This is a genomic window from Streptomyces sp. NPDC107559 (genome assembly GCF_055657365.1).
Genome location: NZ_JBVKBD010000005.1, coordinates 125,171 through 140,117, shown reverse-complemented (window position 1 = coordinate 140,117; position 14,947 = coordinate 125,171). Strand labels below are relative to the sequence as shown.

The window sequence follows — 14,947 nt, the reverse complement described above, 5'->3', positions numbered from 1 at the left end:
CGACCCCTTACAGCTTCATCAGGCTGGCGTCGTCGACCGAGGCCGAGTGGCGGGACCGGAACAGCGACACGATGATCGCCAGACCCACCACGACCTCCGCTGCGGCGACGACCATCGTGAAGAAGGCGATGATCTGGCCGTCGAGATTGCCGTGCATCCGGGAGAAGACGACGAACGCGAGGTTGCAGGCGTTCAGCATCAGCTCGATGCACATGAAGACCACGATGGCGTTGCGCCGGATCAGTACGCCGGTGGCGCCGATCGTGAACAGCAGGGCCGCGAGATAGAGGTAGTTCACGGGGTTCACTTCGACGCCTCCTCGGTCCGCCGGAAGGTCGCCGGTTCGACCTCCGTCCGCTCCAGGCGCTCCTCGGCACGCTGCTCCAGCGCGCGGAGGTCGTTGAGCGCCTCGGTGGACACGTCACGGATCTGGCCGCGCTCGCGCAGCGTCTTGCTGACCGTGAGCTCGGACGGGGTGCCGTCGGGCAGCAGGCCCGCGATGTCCACGGCGTTGTGCCGGGCGTAGACACCCGGCGCCGGCAGCGGCGGCAGGTGCTTGCCCTCCCGTACCCGCTGTTCGGCCAGTTCGCGCTGCGTCTTCGCGCGCTCGGTGCGCTCGCGGTGGGTGAGCACCATGGCGCCGACGGCGGCCGTGATCAGCAGCGCGCCGGTGATCTCGAAGGCGAAGACGTACTTGGTGAACAGCAGCGCGGCGAGCCCCTGCACATTGCCGTTCGCGTTGGCCTGTCCCAGGCCGTCGAACTCGGTGAGGGAGGCGTGGCCGATGCCGGCCAGCAGCAGGATGCCGAAGCCCAGACCACTGACGAGGGCCAGCCAGCGCTGGCCCTTGATGGTCTCCTTCAGGGAGTCCGCCGCCGTCACGCCGACGAGCATCACCACGAACAGGAACAGCATCATGATCGCGCCGGTGTAGACGACGATCTGCACGACGCCCAGGAAGTAGGCGCCGTTGGCGAGGTAGAACACCGCCAGGATGATCATGGTGCCGGCCAGGCAGAGCGCGCTGTGCACGGCCTTCTTCATGAAGACGGTGCACAGGGCGCCGATCAGCGCGACCGAGCCGAGGACCCAGAACTGGAAGGCCTCTCCGGTGGAGGTCGAATAGGAGGCGAGCTGCGCGCTCATGCCTTCACCTCCTTCTCCCCGGGCTGCTCGCCCTTGGAGACGGCGACCTGGCGCTCCGTGCCGGGAGCGGCCTCGGTGACCAGTCCCCGGTAGTAGTCCTGCTCGTCCATCCCCGGGTAGATGGCGTGCGGGGTGTCGACCATGTCCTCGTCGAGTCCGGCGAGGAGCTGCTCCTTGGTGTAGATGAGGTTCGCGCGGCTGGAGTCGGCCAGCTCGAACTCGTTCGTCATCGTCAGCGCGCGCGTGGGGCACGCCTCGATGCACAGGCCGCACAGGATGCAGCGGGCGTAGTTGATCTGGTAGACGCGGCCGTACCGCTCGCCCGGCGAGTAGCGCTCCTCGTCCGTGTTGTCGGCGCCCTCCACATAGATGGCGTCGGCGGGGCAGGCCCAGGCGCACAGCTCGCAGCCGACGCACTTCTCCAGGCCGTCCGGATGACGGTTGAGCTGGTGCCGCCCGTGGAAGCGCGGAGCGGTGGTCTTCTGCTGCTCCGGGTACTGCTCGGTCAGCCGCTTCTTGAACATGGCCTTGAAGGTCACACCGAAGCCGGCCACGGGGTTCTGGAAACCGGGTTTGGTCTCCTTGGGCTCCTCAGTCATCGGACGCCTCCTTTCCGTCACGAGATCCGCCGATCGATCCGTCACTCGCAGTGTCGGACCCACCACTGACAATCAACTCCCGCTCGCGGTGCGGGCGGCGCCGGGGCACCGGCGGCAGCTCCTGTCCCGGCAACGGGGGTACGGGGAATCCACCGGCCATCGGGTCGAAGCCGGCCGCCTCCTCGGCGGTCCGCCCGGCCTCCTCGACCTTCTCCGCCTTGTCGCGGAAGAGGTCGGCGACGAAGGACAGCAGCAGCAGGACGAGGACGGCGCCGCCGACGTACAGGGCGATGTCGGCGAAGTCGTAGTGCTCGTTGCGCAGGGTCCGCACGGTCGCCACGAGCATCAGCCAGACGACGGAGACCGGGATGAGGACCTTCCAGCCGAGCTTCATCAGCTGGTCGTAGCGGACCCGGGGCAGTGTGCCGCGCAGCCAGATGAAGCCGAACAGCAGCAGCTGCACCTTCACCACGAACCAGAGCATCGGCCACCAGCCGTGGTTCGCGCCCTCCCAGAAGGTGCTGATGGGCCACGGGGCCCGCCAGCCGCCCAGGAACAGCGTGGTCGACACGGCCGAGACCGTCACCATGTTGACGTACTCGGCGAGCATGAACATCGCGAACTTGATCGACGAGTACTCGGTGTTGAAGCCGCCGACCAGGTCGCCCTCGGACTCCGGCATGTCGAAGGGGGCCCGGTTGGTCTCGCCGATCATCGTGACGATGTAGATCACGAAGGAGACCGGCAGCAGCAGGACGTACCAGCGGTCGTGCTGCTGTTCCACGATCGTCGAGGTCGACATCGACCCCGAGTAGAGGAACACCGACGCGAACGCGGCGCCCATCGCGATCTCGTACGAGATCATCTGCGCGCAGGAGCGCAGGCCGCCGAGCAACGGGTAGGTCGATCCGGAGCTCCAGCCCGCCAGCACGATCCCGTAGATGCCGACCGAGGCGACCGCGAGGACGTAGAGCATCGCGATCGGCAGGTCGGTGAGCTGCATCGTGGTGCGCGTGCCGAAGATCGAGATCTCGTTGTCGGCCGGTCCGAAGGGGATCACCGCGATCGCCATGAAGGCCGGGATGGCCGCGACGATCGGTGCGAGGACGTAGACCACCTTGTCCGCGCGCTTGACGATGACGTCTTCCTTGAGCATCAGCTTGATGCCGTCGGCGAGCGACTGGAGCATGCCCCAGGGGCCGTGCCGGTTGGGGCCGATGCGCAGCTGCATCCAGGCGACGACCTTGCGCTCCCAGACGATGGAGAACAGCACGGTCACCATCAGGAAGGCGAAGCAGAACACCGCCTTGACGACGACCAGCCACCAGGGGTCGTGGCCGAACATCGAGAGGTCTTCAGCGGCGAGGTACGGACTCATGCCTCCACCTCCTTGGGAGCTTCGGCGGCGAGCGTCGCCGGGCCGATGCGGACGAGGGAGCCGGGCTGCGCGCCGGTGTCGGAGGCGACGCCTCCGCCGGCGGAGTTCAGCGGGAGCCAGACCACCCGGTCGGGCATCTCGGTGACCTCCAGCGGAAGTTCGACCGTCCCGGCGGTACCGGTCACGGCCAGCAGGTCTCCGTCCTTGACGCCCGCCTCGGCGGCCGTGGCGGCCGACACACGCGCGTGTGCCGGGTGCCGGGTGCCGGCGAGCGCGTCGTCGCCCTCCTGGAGGACGCCCTGGTCGAGCAGCAGCCGGTGCCCGGCGAGCACGGCCTCACCGGCCGCCGGACGCGGCAGCACACCCGCGGTCTGCAAGGGGTTCGAGGCCCGCGGCCCGTCCCACGCGCCGATCCGGTCCAGCTCCGCACGGGCGGTGCGCAGGTCCGGCAGGCCCAGGTGGACGTCCATGGCGTCGGCGAGCATGTGCAGCACGCGCGCGTCGCCGGGAGCGAGCCGACGGGTGAGCTGGTCGGGCTTGAGCGCGGCCTCGAACGAGCGGACCCTGCCCTCCCAGTTGAGGAAGCTGCCCGCCTTCTCGGCGACCGCCGCCACCGGGAGCACCACGTCCGCGTACCCGGTGACCTCGCTGGGCCGCAGCTCCAGCGACACCAGGAAGCCGACCGCGGCGAGCGCCTCACGCGCGCGTGCCGGGTCGGGCAGGTCGGCGACCTCCACGCCCGCCACCACCAGCGCCTGGAGCTCGCCCGCGACCGCGGCCTCGACGATCTGCCCGGTGTCACGGCCGAAGCGGTGCGGAAGCTCGGCGACGCCCCAGGCGGCCGCGACCTCCTCACGCGCGCGCGGGTCGGTGGCCGGGCGCCCGCCCGGCAGCAGGGTCGGCAGCGCACCCGCCTCGACCGCGCCGCGCTCTCCCGCCCGGCGCGGGATCCAGACCAGCTGCGCGCCGGTCACCCCGGCGGCCCGGACGGCCGCGGTCAGTCCGCCCGCCACCGAGGCCAGCCGCTCGCCGACGACGATCACCGCACCCTCGGTGCGCAGTGCCTCGGCGGCGACGGTGCCGCCCTCCTCCAGGCCCACGCCGCTCGCCAGCGCGTCCAGCCACTCGGTCTCGGTCCCGGGAGCCGCCGGCAGCAGCGTGCCGCCCGCCTTCTCCAGGCCGCGGGTGGCGTACGTCGCCAGCGCGTACACCTTCTGCCCGTGCGTCCGCCAGGCCTTGCGCAGCCGCAGGAAGACGCCGGGGGCCTCCTCCTCGGACTCGAACCCGACCAGCAGGACGGCGGGCGCCTTCTCCAGGGACGTGTACGTGACACCCGTACCGTCGAGGTCACGGCCGCGGCCCGCGACCCGCGCGGCCAGGAAGTCGGCCTCCTCGCCGCTGTGCACGCGCGCGCGGAAGTCGATGTCGTTGGTGTCGAGCGCCACGCGCGCGAACTTGCTGTAGGCGTAGGCGTCCTCGACGGTGAGACGGCCGCCGGCGAGCACACCTGCCCGGGAGCGGGCCGCGGCCAGTCCCTGGGCCGCCGCCTCCAGCGCCTCCGGCCAGGACGCCGGCTCCAGGACACCGGCGGCGTTGCGCACCAGCGGCGTCTCGATCCGGTCCCGGGTCTGCGCGTACCGGAACGCGAAGCGCCCCTTGTCGCACATCCACTCCTCGTTGACCTCCGGGTCGGGGGCCGCGAGGCGCCGCATGACCTTGCCGCGCCGGTGGTCGGTGCGCGTCGCGCAGCCGCCGGAGCAGTGCTCGCACACGGAGTGCGAGGAGACCAGGTCGAAGGGGCGGGAGCGGAATCGGTACGCCGCCGAGGTCAGCGCCCCGACCGGGCAGATCTGGATGGTGTTCCCGGAGAAGTACGACTCGAACGGGTCGCCCTCGCCGGTGCCGACCTGCTGGAGCGCACCCCGTTCGAGCAGCTCGATCATCGGGTCGCCGGCGATCTGGTTGGAGAAGCGGGTGCAGCGCGCGCACAGCACGCACCGCTCGCGGTCCAGCAGCACCTGCGTGGAGATCGGGACGGGCTTCTCGTACGTACGCTTGCGGCCCTCGAAGCGGGACTCGGCGTTGCCGTGCGACATCGCCTGGTTCTGCAGGGGGCACTCGCCGCCCTTGTCGCAGACCGGGCAGTCCAGCGGGTGGTTGATGAGGAGCAGCTCCATCACACCGTGCTGGGCCTTCTCGGCGGCGGGCGAGGTGAGGTGGGTCTTCACCACCATCCCGTCCGTGCACGTGATCGTGCAGGACGCCATCGGCTTGCGCTGGCCCTCGACCTCGACGATGCACTGCCGACAGGCGCCGGCCGGATCCAGGAGGGGATGGTCGCAGAAGCGCGGGATCTCGACGCCGAGCTGCTCGGCGGCCCGGATGACCAAGGTGCCCTTGGGCACGCTGATCTCCACTCCGTCGATGGTCAGCGAGACGAGGTCCTCCGGCGGGAGTGCCGCCTCTCCCCCTCCGGAGGGAGCGCTGGTGGTCACGGTCATGCGTTCACCTCCGTACGGTCGGCCCAGGCCGTCGACCTGGCCGGGTCGAAGGGGCAGCCACGGCCCGTGATGTGCTGCTCGTACTCCGAGCGGAAGTACTTGAGCGAGGAGAAGATCGGCGAGGCGGCGCCGTCGCCGAGGGCGCAGAACGACTTGCCGTTGATGTTGTCGGCGATGTCGTTCAGCTTGTCGAGGTCGGACATGACGCCCTTGCCCGCTTCGATGTCGCGCAGCAGCTGCACCAGCCAGTAGGTGCCTTCGCGGCACGGCGTGCACTTGCCGCAGGACTCGTGGGCGTAGAACTCGGTCCAGCGCGTCACGGCTCGCACGACACAGGTCGTCTCGTCGAAGCACTGGAGAGCCTTTGTGCCGAGCATGGAACCCGCGGCGCCCACTCCTTCGTAATCAAGAGGGACGTCGAGGTGCTCGTCGGTGAACATCGGAGTCGAGGAGCCGCCGGGCGTCCAGAACTTCAGCCGGTGCCCCGGGCGCATCCCGCCGCTCATCTCCAGGAGCTGACGCAGCGTGATGCCGAGCGGGGCCTCGTACTGGCCGGGGCTGGCGACATGGCCGCTGAGCGAGTAGAGCGTGAAGCCCGGGGACTTCTCGCTGCCCATCGACCTGAACCATTCCTTGCCCTTTTGCAGGATCGCGGGAACCGACGCGATCGACTCGACGTTGTTCACCACAGTCGGGCACGCATAGAGGCCCGCGACCGCAGGGAAGGGGGGACGCAGCCGCGGCTGACCACGGCGGCCTTCGAGCGAGTCGAGCAGTGCGGTCTCCTCACCGCAGATGTACGCGCCCGCGCCCGCGTGCACGGTGAGTTCGAGGTCGAGGCCGCTGCCCAGGATGTTCTCGCCGAGGTAGCCGGCCGCGTAGGCCTCACGCACGGCCTCGTGCAACCGCCGCAGCACCGGTACGACTTCACCACGCAGATAGATGAAGGCATGCGACGACCTGATGGCGTAACACGCGATCACGATGCCCTCGATGAGGCTGTGCGGGTTCGCGAAGAGGAGCGGGATGTCCTTGCAGGTTCCCGGCTCCGACTCGTCGGCGTTGACAACCAGATAATGCGGCTTTCCATCACCCTGGGGAATGAACTGCCATTTCATTCCCGTCGGGAATCCCGCGCCGCCGCGGCCGCGCAGACCGGAGTCCTTGACGTACGCGATCAGGTCGTCCGGGGACATCGCGAGCGCCTTGCGCAGCCCCTCGTATCCCTCGTGCCTTCGGTAGACGTCCAGCGTCCAGGACCCGTCCTCGTCCCAGAAGGCCGACAGCACGGGCGCGAGCAGCTTCTCGGGGCTCATGTCTTTCAGCTCGGGTGCCAAGGTCATCACTCCCCCTCCTCGGCGGCAGGCCCTGCCGGGTGGGACGGGTCGGAGGCCGATGTGGCCTGCGGCGCGTCGTGCGAGCTCAGGTGCTCGGTGGGCGAGGGCTCGTGCACGGCCCTGTCCCGCGGCTCGTCGTGCGGACCGCCGTCGCGCGGATGGACCACGCGCGCGGGTGCGGCCTCTCCCCTGGCCAGGCGCAGGCCCACCAGCGACGCGGGTCCCGCACTGCCGCCGGCCTCGACGGCCCCCTCCCGCTCGTCGGGGAAGCCCGCCAGGATCCGCGCGGTCTCCTTGAAGGTGCACAGCGGCGCCCCGCGCGTGGGCACGACCGGCCGTCCCTCGCGCAGGTCGTCGACGAGACGCTTGGCGCTGCCCGGGGTCTGGTTGTCGAAGAACTCCCAGTTGACCATCACGACCGGCGCGAAGTCGCAGGCCGCGTTGCACTCGATGTGCTCCAGGGTGACCTTGCCGTCCTCGGTGGTCTGGCCGTTGCCGACGCCCAGGTGCTCCTGGAGGGTCTCGAAGATCGCGTCGCCGCCCATCACCGCACACAGGGTGTTGGTGCAGACGCCCACCTGGTAATCGCCGCTCGGCCTGCGCCGGTACATCGTGTAGAAGGTCGCGACCGCGGTGACCTCGGCAGTGGTCAGGTCCAGCACGTCCGCGCAGAACTGCATCCCGGTGCGCGTGACGTGTCCTTCCTCCGACTGCACGAGATGCAGCAACGGCAGAAGGGCCGACCGGGAGTCCGGGTAGCGCGCGATGATCTCGCGGGCGTCGGCCTCCAGCCGGGCCCGGACGTCGTCCGGGTAGCCGGGCGCGGGCAGTTCGGGCATGCCCAGGCTGACGCCTCGCTCCGAAGAACTGGTGGTCACCGGTCGACGCCTCCCATCACGGGGTCGATGGACGCGACGGCGACGATGACGTCGGCGACCTGGCCGCCCTCGCACATCGCCGCCATGGCCTGAAGGTTGGTGAAGGACGGGTCACGGAAGTGGACCCGGTAGGGACGGGTGCCGCCGTCGGACACGACATGCACCCCGAGCTCTCCCTTGGGCGACTCGACGGCCGCGTACGCCTGTCCCGGCGGTACCCGGAAGCCCTCGGTGACCAGCTTGAAGTGGTGGATCAGGGCCTCCATGGAGGTGCCCATGATCTTCTTGATGTGGTCGAGGGAGTTGCCCAGTCCGTCCGGCCCCAGGGCGAGCTGGGCGGGCCAGGCGATCTTCTTGTCGGCGACCATGACCGGGCCGGGCTGCAACCGGTCCAGGCACTGCTCGACGATCGAGAGCGACTGGCGCATCTCCTCCAGCCGGACCAGGAAGCGGCCGTAGGCGTCGCAGGAGTCGGCGGTCGGGATCTCGAAGTCGTACGTCTCGTAGTCGCAGTACGGCTGCGCCTTGCGCAGGTCGTGCGGCAGACCGGTGGAGCGCAGGATCGGGCCGGTGGCGCCGAGGGCCATGCAGCCGGCCAGGTCGAGATAGCCGATGTCCTGCATACGGGCCTTGAAGATGGGGTTCCCGGTGGCGAGCTTGTCGTACTCCGGGAGGTTCTTCCTCATCTTCTTCACGAACTCGCGGATCTGGTCCACCGCGCCGGGCGGCAGGTCCTGGGCGAGTCCGCCGGGGCGGATGTACGCGTGGTTCATCCGCAGGCCCGTGATGAGCTCGTAGATGTCGAGAATCATTTCACGATCACGGAATCCGTAGATCATGATCGTGGTGGCGCCGAGCTCCATGCCTCCGGTGGCGATGCACACCAGATGGGAGGACAGCCGGTTCAGCTCCATCAGGAGGACCCGGATGATCTTGGCGCGCTCGGTGATCTGGTCCTCGATGCCGAGGAGCTTCTCGACGGCGAGACAGTAGGCGGTCTCGTTGAAGAAGGACGTCAGGTAGTCCATGCGCGTCACGAAGGTGGTGCCCTGCGTCCACGTCCGGAACTCGAGGTTCTTCTCGATGCCGGTGTGCAGGTAGCCGATGCCGCAGCGGGCCTCGGTGACCGTCTCGCCGTCGATCTCCAGGATCAGGCGAAGCACTCCATGGGTGGACGGGTGCTGAGGACCCATGTTGACGACGATGCGTTCGTCGTCGGCGCGGGCCGCGGACTGGACGACCTCGTCCCAGTCGCCACCGGTGACCGTATATACGGTGCCCTCGGTGGTCTCGCGCGCCGATGCGGCCGACGCCGCGGATGCTGACTGCGTGCTCACGAGTACGACCTCCGCTGGTCCGGAGCCGGGATCTGGGCGCCCTTGTACTCGACGGGGATGCCGCCGAGGGGGTAGTCCTTGCGCTGCGGGTGGCCCTGCCAGTCGTCCGGCATCATGATCCGCGTCAGGGCCGGGTGACCGTCGAAGACGATCCCGAAGAAGTCGTAGGCCTCGCGCTCGTGCCAGTCGTTCGTCGGGTAGACGGGGACCAGGGTCGGGATGCGCGGGTCGCTGTCCGGGGCGCTGACCTCCAGGCGGATCAGCCTGTTGTGGGTGATCGAGCGCAGGTGGTAGACGGCGTGCAGCTCACGGCCCTTGTCGCTCGGGTAGTGGACCCCGCTCACGCCGGTGCAGAGCTCGAAGCGCAGGGCCGGGTCGTCGCGCAGGGTGCGGGCGACGCGCACCAGGTGCTCGCGCTCGATGTGGAAGGTCAGTTCGCCGCGGTCGACGATCGTCTTCTCGATGGCGTTGCCGGGCAGGAGTCCCTGCTCCTCCAGGGCGCCCTCCAGCTCGTCGGCGACCTCGTCGAACCAGCCGCCGTAGGGGCGGTTCGCCGGTCCCGGGAGCCTGACCGAGCGGACCAGGCCGCCGTAGCCGCTGGTGTCGCCGCCGTTGTCGGCGCCGAACATGCCGCGCTGCACGCGGATCTGCTCACCGCCCTGGCCGCGCTGGCCGGGAAGGTTGTCGGCGGCCAGGTCCTTCTCGGGGTTCACCCCGTCGCCGTGGCCGTTCGCGTCGCTCATCGCAGCAGCCCCTTCATCTCGATCGTGGGCAGGGCCTTGAGCGCCGCTTCCTCCGCCTCCCGGGCCGCTTCCCGCGCGTTCACGCCGAGCTTGGAGGTCTGGATCTTCTGGTGGAGCTTGAGGATCGCGTCCATCAGCATCTCCGGCCGCGGCGGGCAGCCGGGCAGATAGATGTCGACGGGGACGATGTGATCGACACCCTGGACGATCGCGTAGTTGTTGAACATGCCGCCGGAGGAGGCGCAGACCCCCATGGAGATGACCCACTTGGGGTTCGGCATCTGGTCGTAGACCTGCCGCAGCACCGGCGCCATCTTCTGGCTCACCCGGCCGGCGACGATCATCAGGTCCGCCTGGCGCGGAGAGCCCCGGAAGACCTCCATGCCGAAGCGCGCCAGGTCGTATCGGCCGGCACCGGTGGTCATCATCTCGATGGCGCAGCAGGCCAGGCCGAACGTGGCCGGGAAGACGGACGCCTTGCGTACCCAGCCCGCGGCCTGCTCGACGGTGGTCAGCAGGAATCCGCTCGGCAGCTTTTCTTCGAGTCCCATGTCCCTTGGCCCCTCAGTCCCATTCCAGGCCGCCGCGCCGCCACACATACGCGTAGGCGACGAAGACGGTGAGCACGAAGAGCAGCATCTCCACGAGCCCGAACACACCCAGGGCGTCGAAGGTGACGGCCCACGGGTAGAGGAAGACGATCTCGATGTCGAAGACGATGAAGAGCATCGCCGTCAGGTAGTACTTGATGGGGAAGCGCCCGCCGCCGGCCGGCGTGGGGGTCGGCTCGATGCCGCACTCGTAGGCCTCGAGCTTGGCCCGGTTGTACCGCTTCGGACCGATCAGCGTGGCCATGACCACGGAGAAGATCGCAAAGCCTGCCCCGAGGGCTCCCAGTACGAGGATGGGCGCATACGCGTTCACCGCTCCTCGCTCCTCTCAGTCGGCACTGACTGGTGGCGGTTGCGTCGGGCCCGGGAACCCGCCTCACCTGTCCCGCGAACCTCGCTCGTCCGGGCGAAGATCGCGAACATGTGAAGCAGGTCACAAGCCCAACCGCCTCGCATCCTATGCCTGCCGGTCTGTGATCTGCGACACGGGGTATTGCACAAGCTTTGTGATCTCCACCACCTGACGAAGGATCATGAAGTCGGATGAGCGGTGATCTTCACACGTGAAGCGTCCGAGTGGTCACCAGAGGTGACATTTTCCCGCATCTGCGCAGGTGATCGAGGGCGTCTCAATATCAAGAGGCTTCCCTTGCATGCAAATTGGCGCCGGGTCCGGCCCCTTGATAAAGGGCGTCATTCACACATCAGGGGAGCTGCGTCACGCGATGTGGACGCGTGCATGCGTTCACGAGCTCATCCGGGCGCGAACCGTCGACGTACGGAGAGCGCCGCCCGGCGCACGGGGAAGCCGTGCCCGCGCGAGACGCGGCCGCCCCGGTGACCGTTCCGTGACCTCCACCACATTCATGAAAGATCCATGAGAACCGGGCTTGGCCAACGGTCTTCGGCGATGGTAGGTCGCGGGCAATTCGGACGTAACCGCGAAAGACCGTGATCACAGGCTTGATCACCTGTGTCCACAATGTCCGTTACGGCGTCAATAAGGAGTGGCGCGAACGGTATTGAGGGGACCCGTTGAACAATTGTGGCGCAGCACACGTTGCTTGAAGGTATGGAGGAGCCCCTGATACCGCTAGTACCCATGTCCCACACCGCTCACATACGCAGCCACCGGAAGCCCCGCCGCAGCGCGTCGACGATCGCGATGCGGGCCGGAGTCGCCGGCGGCGTCCTCGGCACCCTGGCCGTCGCGGCATCGGGCGCGGCCAACGCGGCCGAGCCGGTGACGCAGACCTTCGAAATGCCCACCCTCACCGGCGACCTGGTCGCCCAGATCGCCCAGTCCGCGGACGCCACGCAGCAGGCCGCCGCGGACTACCAGCTCCAGGCCGAGCGTGACGCTGCCGCGGCGAGTGCCGCGAAGCAGGCCAAGGCGGACCTGGCCCAGGCGAAGCAGAAGGCCGAGGCGGCCAGGAAGAAGGCTGCCGAGACGGCCCGCAAGGCCGCCGCGGAGCGCGCTTCGCGCGACTCGGCGCGGGACACGCTCAGCGCCTCCACGGCCACGCAGGCGAGCACGTCGACGGCGACCGGTTCGGCCGCGGCCGTCATCGCCTTCGTCAAGGCCCAGATCGGCGACGCCTACGTCTCCGGCGGCACCGGCCCCAACTCGTGGGACTGCTCGGGTCTGGTGCAGGCCGCCTTCAAGCAGGTCGGCATCGACCTGCCGCGCGTCTCCCAGGACCAGTCGGTCGCCGGCACCCAGGTCTCGCTGAGCAACCTCCAGCCGGGCGACATCCTGTACTGGGGCAGCGCGGGCAGCGCGTACCACGTGGCGGTGTACGTCGGTGACGGCATGTTCGTCGGCGCGCAGAACCCGTCCACGGGCGTCGTGATGAAGCCCCTGTCGTACGACCCGCCGAGCGGCGCGGTGCGCATGCTCTGACGCGGGCACGCACAGCCGTACGGGGTGAAGGGCCGCAGCCGCTCGGGGGCAGCGGCCCTTCCGGCATGTCCGTACCGCGCGCCGGCGTGTGAAGGGGCCCCGGCCCTCGGCCGGGACCCCTCTCCCCCGGGTCAGGCCTTCGGGGCCACCTTGCTCAGGCCGTTGATGATGCGGTCCATCGCGTCGCCGCCGGTCGGGTCGGTGAGGTTGGCGAGGAGCTTGAGAGTGAACTTCATCAGCATCGGGTGGGTCAGACCGCGCTGGGCCGCGATCTTCATGACCTTCGGGTTGCCGATGAGCTTCACGAAGGCGCGGCCCAGCGTGTAGTAGCCGCCGTAGGTGTCCTTGAGGACGCGCGGGTAGTGCTGGAGGGCGATCTCGCGCTGCCCGGGGGTGGAGCGGGCGTGGGCCTGGACGATGACGTCGGCCGCGATCTGGCCGGACTCCATGGCGTAGGCGATGCCCTCCCCGTTGAAGGGGTTCACCAGGCCGCCGGCGTCGCCGACGAGGAGCAGGCCCTTGGTGTAGTGGGGCTGGCGGTTGAAGGCCATGGGCAGGGCCGCGCCGCGGATCGGGCCGGTCATGTTGTCCGGGGTGTAGCCCCAGTCCTCGGGCATCGACGCGCACCAGGCCTTGAGGACCTCGCGCCAGTCGAGTTCCTTGAAGGAGTCCGAGGTGTTGAGCACGCCCAGACCGACGTTCGACGTGCCGTCGCCCATGCCGAAGATCCAGCCGTAGCCGGGCAGCAGCCGGTCCTCGCCGGGACCGCGGCGGTCCCACAGTTCCAGCCAGGACTCCAGGTAGTCGTCCTCGTGGCGCGGCGAGGTGAAGTACGTGCGCACCGCGACGCCCATCGGGCGGTCCTCGCGGCGGTGCAGTCCCATCGCCAGGGACAGCCGGGTGGAGTTGCCGTCCGCGGCCACCACCAGCGGGGCGTGGAAGGTGACCTCCCGCTTCTCCTCGCCGAGCTTGGCCGTCACGCCGATGATCCGGCCGGTGCGGTCGTCGACGACCGGGCCGGAGACGTTGCAGCGCTCGAACAGGCGGGCGCCCGCCTTCTGGGCCTGGCGGGCGAGTTGCTCGTCGAAGTCGTCGCGCTTGCGGACGAGCCCGTAGTCGGGGAAGGAGGCGAGTTCCGGCCAGTCGAGCTGGAGGCGGACGCCTCCGCCGATGATCCTGAGCCCCTTGTTGCGGAGCCAGCCGGCCTCCTCCGAGATGTCGATGCCCATCCCGACGAGTTGCTTGACGGCGCGCGGCGTGAGTCCGTCGCCGCAGACCTTCTCGCGCGGGAACTCGGTCTTCTCCAGCAGGAGTACGTCGAGGCCGGCCTGGGCCAGATGGTAGGCGGTGGCGGAGCCGGCCGGCCCCGCGCCCACGACGATCACATCGGCGGTGTTGTCGGAGAGTGGCTCGGTCACGGCGGGATCTCCCCAAGGTTCAAAATCTGCGTGCCGACCGGCACTGGACATGGGCAGTCTATTCAGCAGAATTGATCACCCGGCTGAAGGGCTGCCCCGTGAACCGACCTCTGCCCGTCGTACACCTGCGTGTCCCCACCGACGAGGACGCCGTCGCCTGGCATCGGATCTTCGACGACCCCGATGTCATGGAGTTCCACGGCGGCAGATCCTCGGAGTTGTACGTCTACGAGGAACTCACGGCCCGCCAGCGCCGGCACGACGCCGAACGCGGCTTCTGCCTGTGGACGATGCTGGACGAATCCGGCCGGGTCATCGGCTTCACCGGGGCTCAGCCGTGGCCGCAGGAGTGGGGGCCGAAGGGCGAGATCGAGATCGGCTGGCGGCTCGGCCGGGAGCACTGGGGCAAGGGGTACGTGACCGCGGCCGCGCAGATGACGCTGGAGCGGGTGCGTGCGGCGGGGGTGCCGAACGTGGTGGCGATGGTGCTCTCCCAGAACGCCCGGTCGATCGCGGTCACCCGGCGGCTGGGCATGAGCCTCGCCGAGGTGTTCACGACCCCGACCTCGAAGAAGGAGGGGCACTGCTACCGGCTCGCGCTGTGAGCCCCGGTGGCGACAGGTAACGCTAAGTAAGTATTCGTTACAGAAAGCCACTTGACGCTTCCGGACGGCACCCTCGGGCGGTTACTCTGCCAGTACCGCTGGGGGTGACATCTGTGCGCTTAACACCCAAAACACCCGAAGTGCGCGTGCCCAAGCTCGTCGGCCTCATGGCCGTGGACGCCCGCGAGGCCGCCGTGGCCCACGGATTGCTGCTGGCCGCACCCGACCGGCCCGAATTCCATCGCACCGTCGTCGACTACGTCGTACGGCAGTACCCGCCGCCCGGTGTCGAGGTGCCGCGCGGCGTCGTCGTGACCGTGTGGTTCGACCTCGGCGAGGGCGAGGGCGGCGGAGGCGCGGGCGTGCGCGAGCCGCGGATCCCGAACCCCACCGGGGGCGGGATGCAGCGCGAGTTGGGCGAGCCGGGCGGCGCCTTCGAGGTGACCAGGTAGCAGCCGGGCGGGATGCGCCATGGTGGCGTGCGGCCCGGC

The 14,947-nt window shown here is 69.2% G+C and carries 15 protein-coding genes; 3 read left to right on the top strand and 12 right to left on the bottom strand.

Annotated elements, in window-relative coordinates:
* Window positions 1-7: 7 nt before the first annotated feature.
* From nuoK to ACZ7OY_RS17645, 11 genes are read right to left on the bottom strand one after another with little or no spacing between them, the layout of a single operon-like run.
* Window positions 8-307, bottom strand: a complete 300-nt coding sequence (gene nuoK / locus ACZ7OY_RS17695) for an NADH-quinone oxidoreductase subunit NuoK (RefSeq protein ID WP_009190046.1) — start codon at window positions 305-307, stop codon at window positions 8-10.
* Window positions 304-1,146, bottom strand: a complete 843-nt coding sequence (locus ACZ7OY_RS17690) for an NADH-quinone oxidoreductase subunit J (RefSeq protein ID WP_471912215.1) — start codon at window positions 1,144-1,146, stop codon at window positions 304-306. The genes nuoK and ACZ7OY_RS17690 overlap by 4 nt, the downstream gene beginning before the upstream one ends.
* On the bottom strand, window positions 1,143-1,745 hold the full coding sequence (gene nuoI, locus ACZ7OY_RS17685) for an NADH-quinone oxidoreductase subunit NuoI (RefSeq protein WP_471912214.1): 603 nt from the start codon (window positions 1,743-1,745) through the stop codon (window positions 1,143-1,145). Before nuoI ends, ACZ7OY_RS17690 begins: the two co-directional genes overlap by 4 nt.
* Window positions 1,738-3,123, bottom strand: coding sequence for an NADH-quinone oxidoreductase subunit NuoH (nuoH, locus tag ACZ7OY_RS17680; RefSeq protein WP_471912213.1), 1,386 nt, complete (start codon window positions 3,121-3,123; stop codon window positions 1,738-1,740). Before nuoH ends, nuoI begins: the two co-directional genes overlap by 8 nt.
* On the bottom strand, window positions 3,120-5,624 hold the full coding sequence (locus ACZ7OY_RS17675; RefSeq protein WP_471912212.1) for an NADH-quinone oxidoreductase subunit G: 2,505 nt from the start codon (window positions 5,622-5,624) through the stop codon (window positions 3,120-3,122). The genes nuoH and ACZ7OY_RS17675 overlap by 4 nt, the downstream gene beginning before the upstream one ends.
* The gene (gene nuoF, locus ACZ7OY_RS17670) at window positions 5,621-6,967 is read right to left on the bottom strand and encodes an NADH-quinone oxidoreductase subunit NuoF (protein ID WP_471912211.1); all 1,347 of its coding nucleotides are present in this window, start codon (window positions 6,965-6,967) and stop codon (window positions 5,621-5,623) included. Before nuoF ends, ACZ7OY_RS17675 begins: the two co-directional genes overlap by 4 nt.
* Window positions 6,967-7,839 (bottom strand): NADH-quinone oxidoreductase subunit NuoE, encoded by an 873-nt coding sequence (nuoE, locus tag ACZ7OY_RS17665; protein WP_384725694.1) that lies wholly within the window; start codon window positions 7,837-7,839, stop codon window positions 6,967-6,969. The genes nuoF and nuoE overlap by 1 nt, the downstream gene beginning before the upstream one ends.
* A complete protein-coding gene (locus tag ACZ7OY_RS17660) occupies window positions 7,836-9,176 on the bottom strand; it encodes an NADH-quinone oxidoreductase subunit D (protein WP_351607667.1) in 1,341 nt (446 codons plus the stop codon). Before ACZ7OY_RS17660 ends, nuoE begins: the two co-directional genes overlap by 4 nt.
* A complete protein-coding gene (locus ACZ7OY_RS17655; RefSeq protein WP_384725692.1) occupies window positions 9,173-9,919 on the bottom strand; it encodes an NADH-quinone oxidoreductase subunit C in 747 nt (248 codons plus the stop codon). The genes ACZ7OY_RS17660 and ACZ7OY_RS17655 overlap by 4 nt, the downstream gene beginning before the upstream one ends.
* On the bottom strand, window positions 9,916-10,470 hold the full coding sequence (locus ACZ7OY_RS17650; RefSeq protein ID WP_152885510.1) for a NuoB/complex I 20 kDa subunit family protein: 555 nt from the start codon (window positions 10,468-10,470) through the stop codon (window positions 9,916-9,918). Before ACZ7OY_RS17650 ends, ACZ7OY_RS17655 begins: the two co-directional genes overlap by 4 nt.
* 13 nt (window positions 10,471-10,483) lie before the next feature.
* Window positions 10,484-10,843: an NADH-quinone oxidoreductase subunit A gene (locus tag ACZ7OY_RS17645; RefSeq protein WP_007383963.1), complete on the bottom strand. Its 360-nt coding sequence runs from the start codon at window positions 10,841-10,843 to the stop codon at window positions 10,484-10,486.
* Window positions 10,844-11,632: 789 nt separating this feature from the next.
* Here ACZ7OY_RS17645 and ACZ7OY_RS17640 point away from each other — a divergent pair.
* Window positions 11,633-12,433, top strand: coding sequence for a C40 family peptidase (locus ACZ7OY_RS17640; RefSeq protein WP_471912210.1), 801 nt, complete (start codon window positions 11,633-11,635; stop codon window positions 12,431-12,433).
* A 131-nt stretch (window positions 12,434-12,564) separates the two neighbouring features.
* On the opposite strand, the gene ACZ7OY_RS17635 is transcribed toward ACZ7OY_RS17640, so the two are convergent.
* Complete coding sequence (locus ACZ7OY_RS17635; RefSeq protein WP_471912209.1) at window positions 12,565-13,902, bottom strand: geranylgeranyl reductase family protein; 1,338 nt, start codon at window positions 13,900-13,902, stop codon at window positions 12,565-12,567.
* Window positions 13,903-13,949: 47 nt separating this feature from the next.
* Here ACZ7OY_RS17635 and ACZ7OY_RS17630 point away from each other — a divergent pair, with 47 nt between their 5' ends.
* Together ACZ7OY_RS17630 and ACZ7OY_RS17625 are read left to right on the top strand one after the other, a co-directional pair.
* Window positions 13,950-14,456, top strand: a complete 507-nt coding sequence (locus tag ACZ7OY_RS17630) for a GNAT family N-acetyltransferase (RefSeq protein WP_471912208.1) — start codon at window positions 13,950-13,952, stop codon at window positions 14,454-14,456.
* Window positions 14,457-14,569: 113 nt separating this feature from the next.
* The gene (locus ACZ7OY_RS17625) at window positions 14,570-14,908 is read left to right on the top strand and encodes a PASTA domain-containing protein (RefSeq protein WP_385522133.1); all 339 of its coding nucleotides are present in this window, start codon (window positions 14,570-14,572) and stop codon (window positions 14,906-14,908) included.
* The last annotated feature ends 39 nt before the right edge of the window (window positions 14,909-14,947 follow it).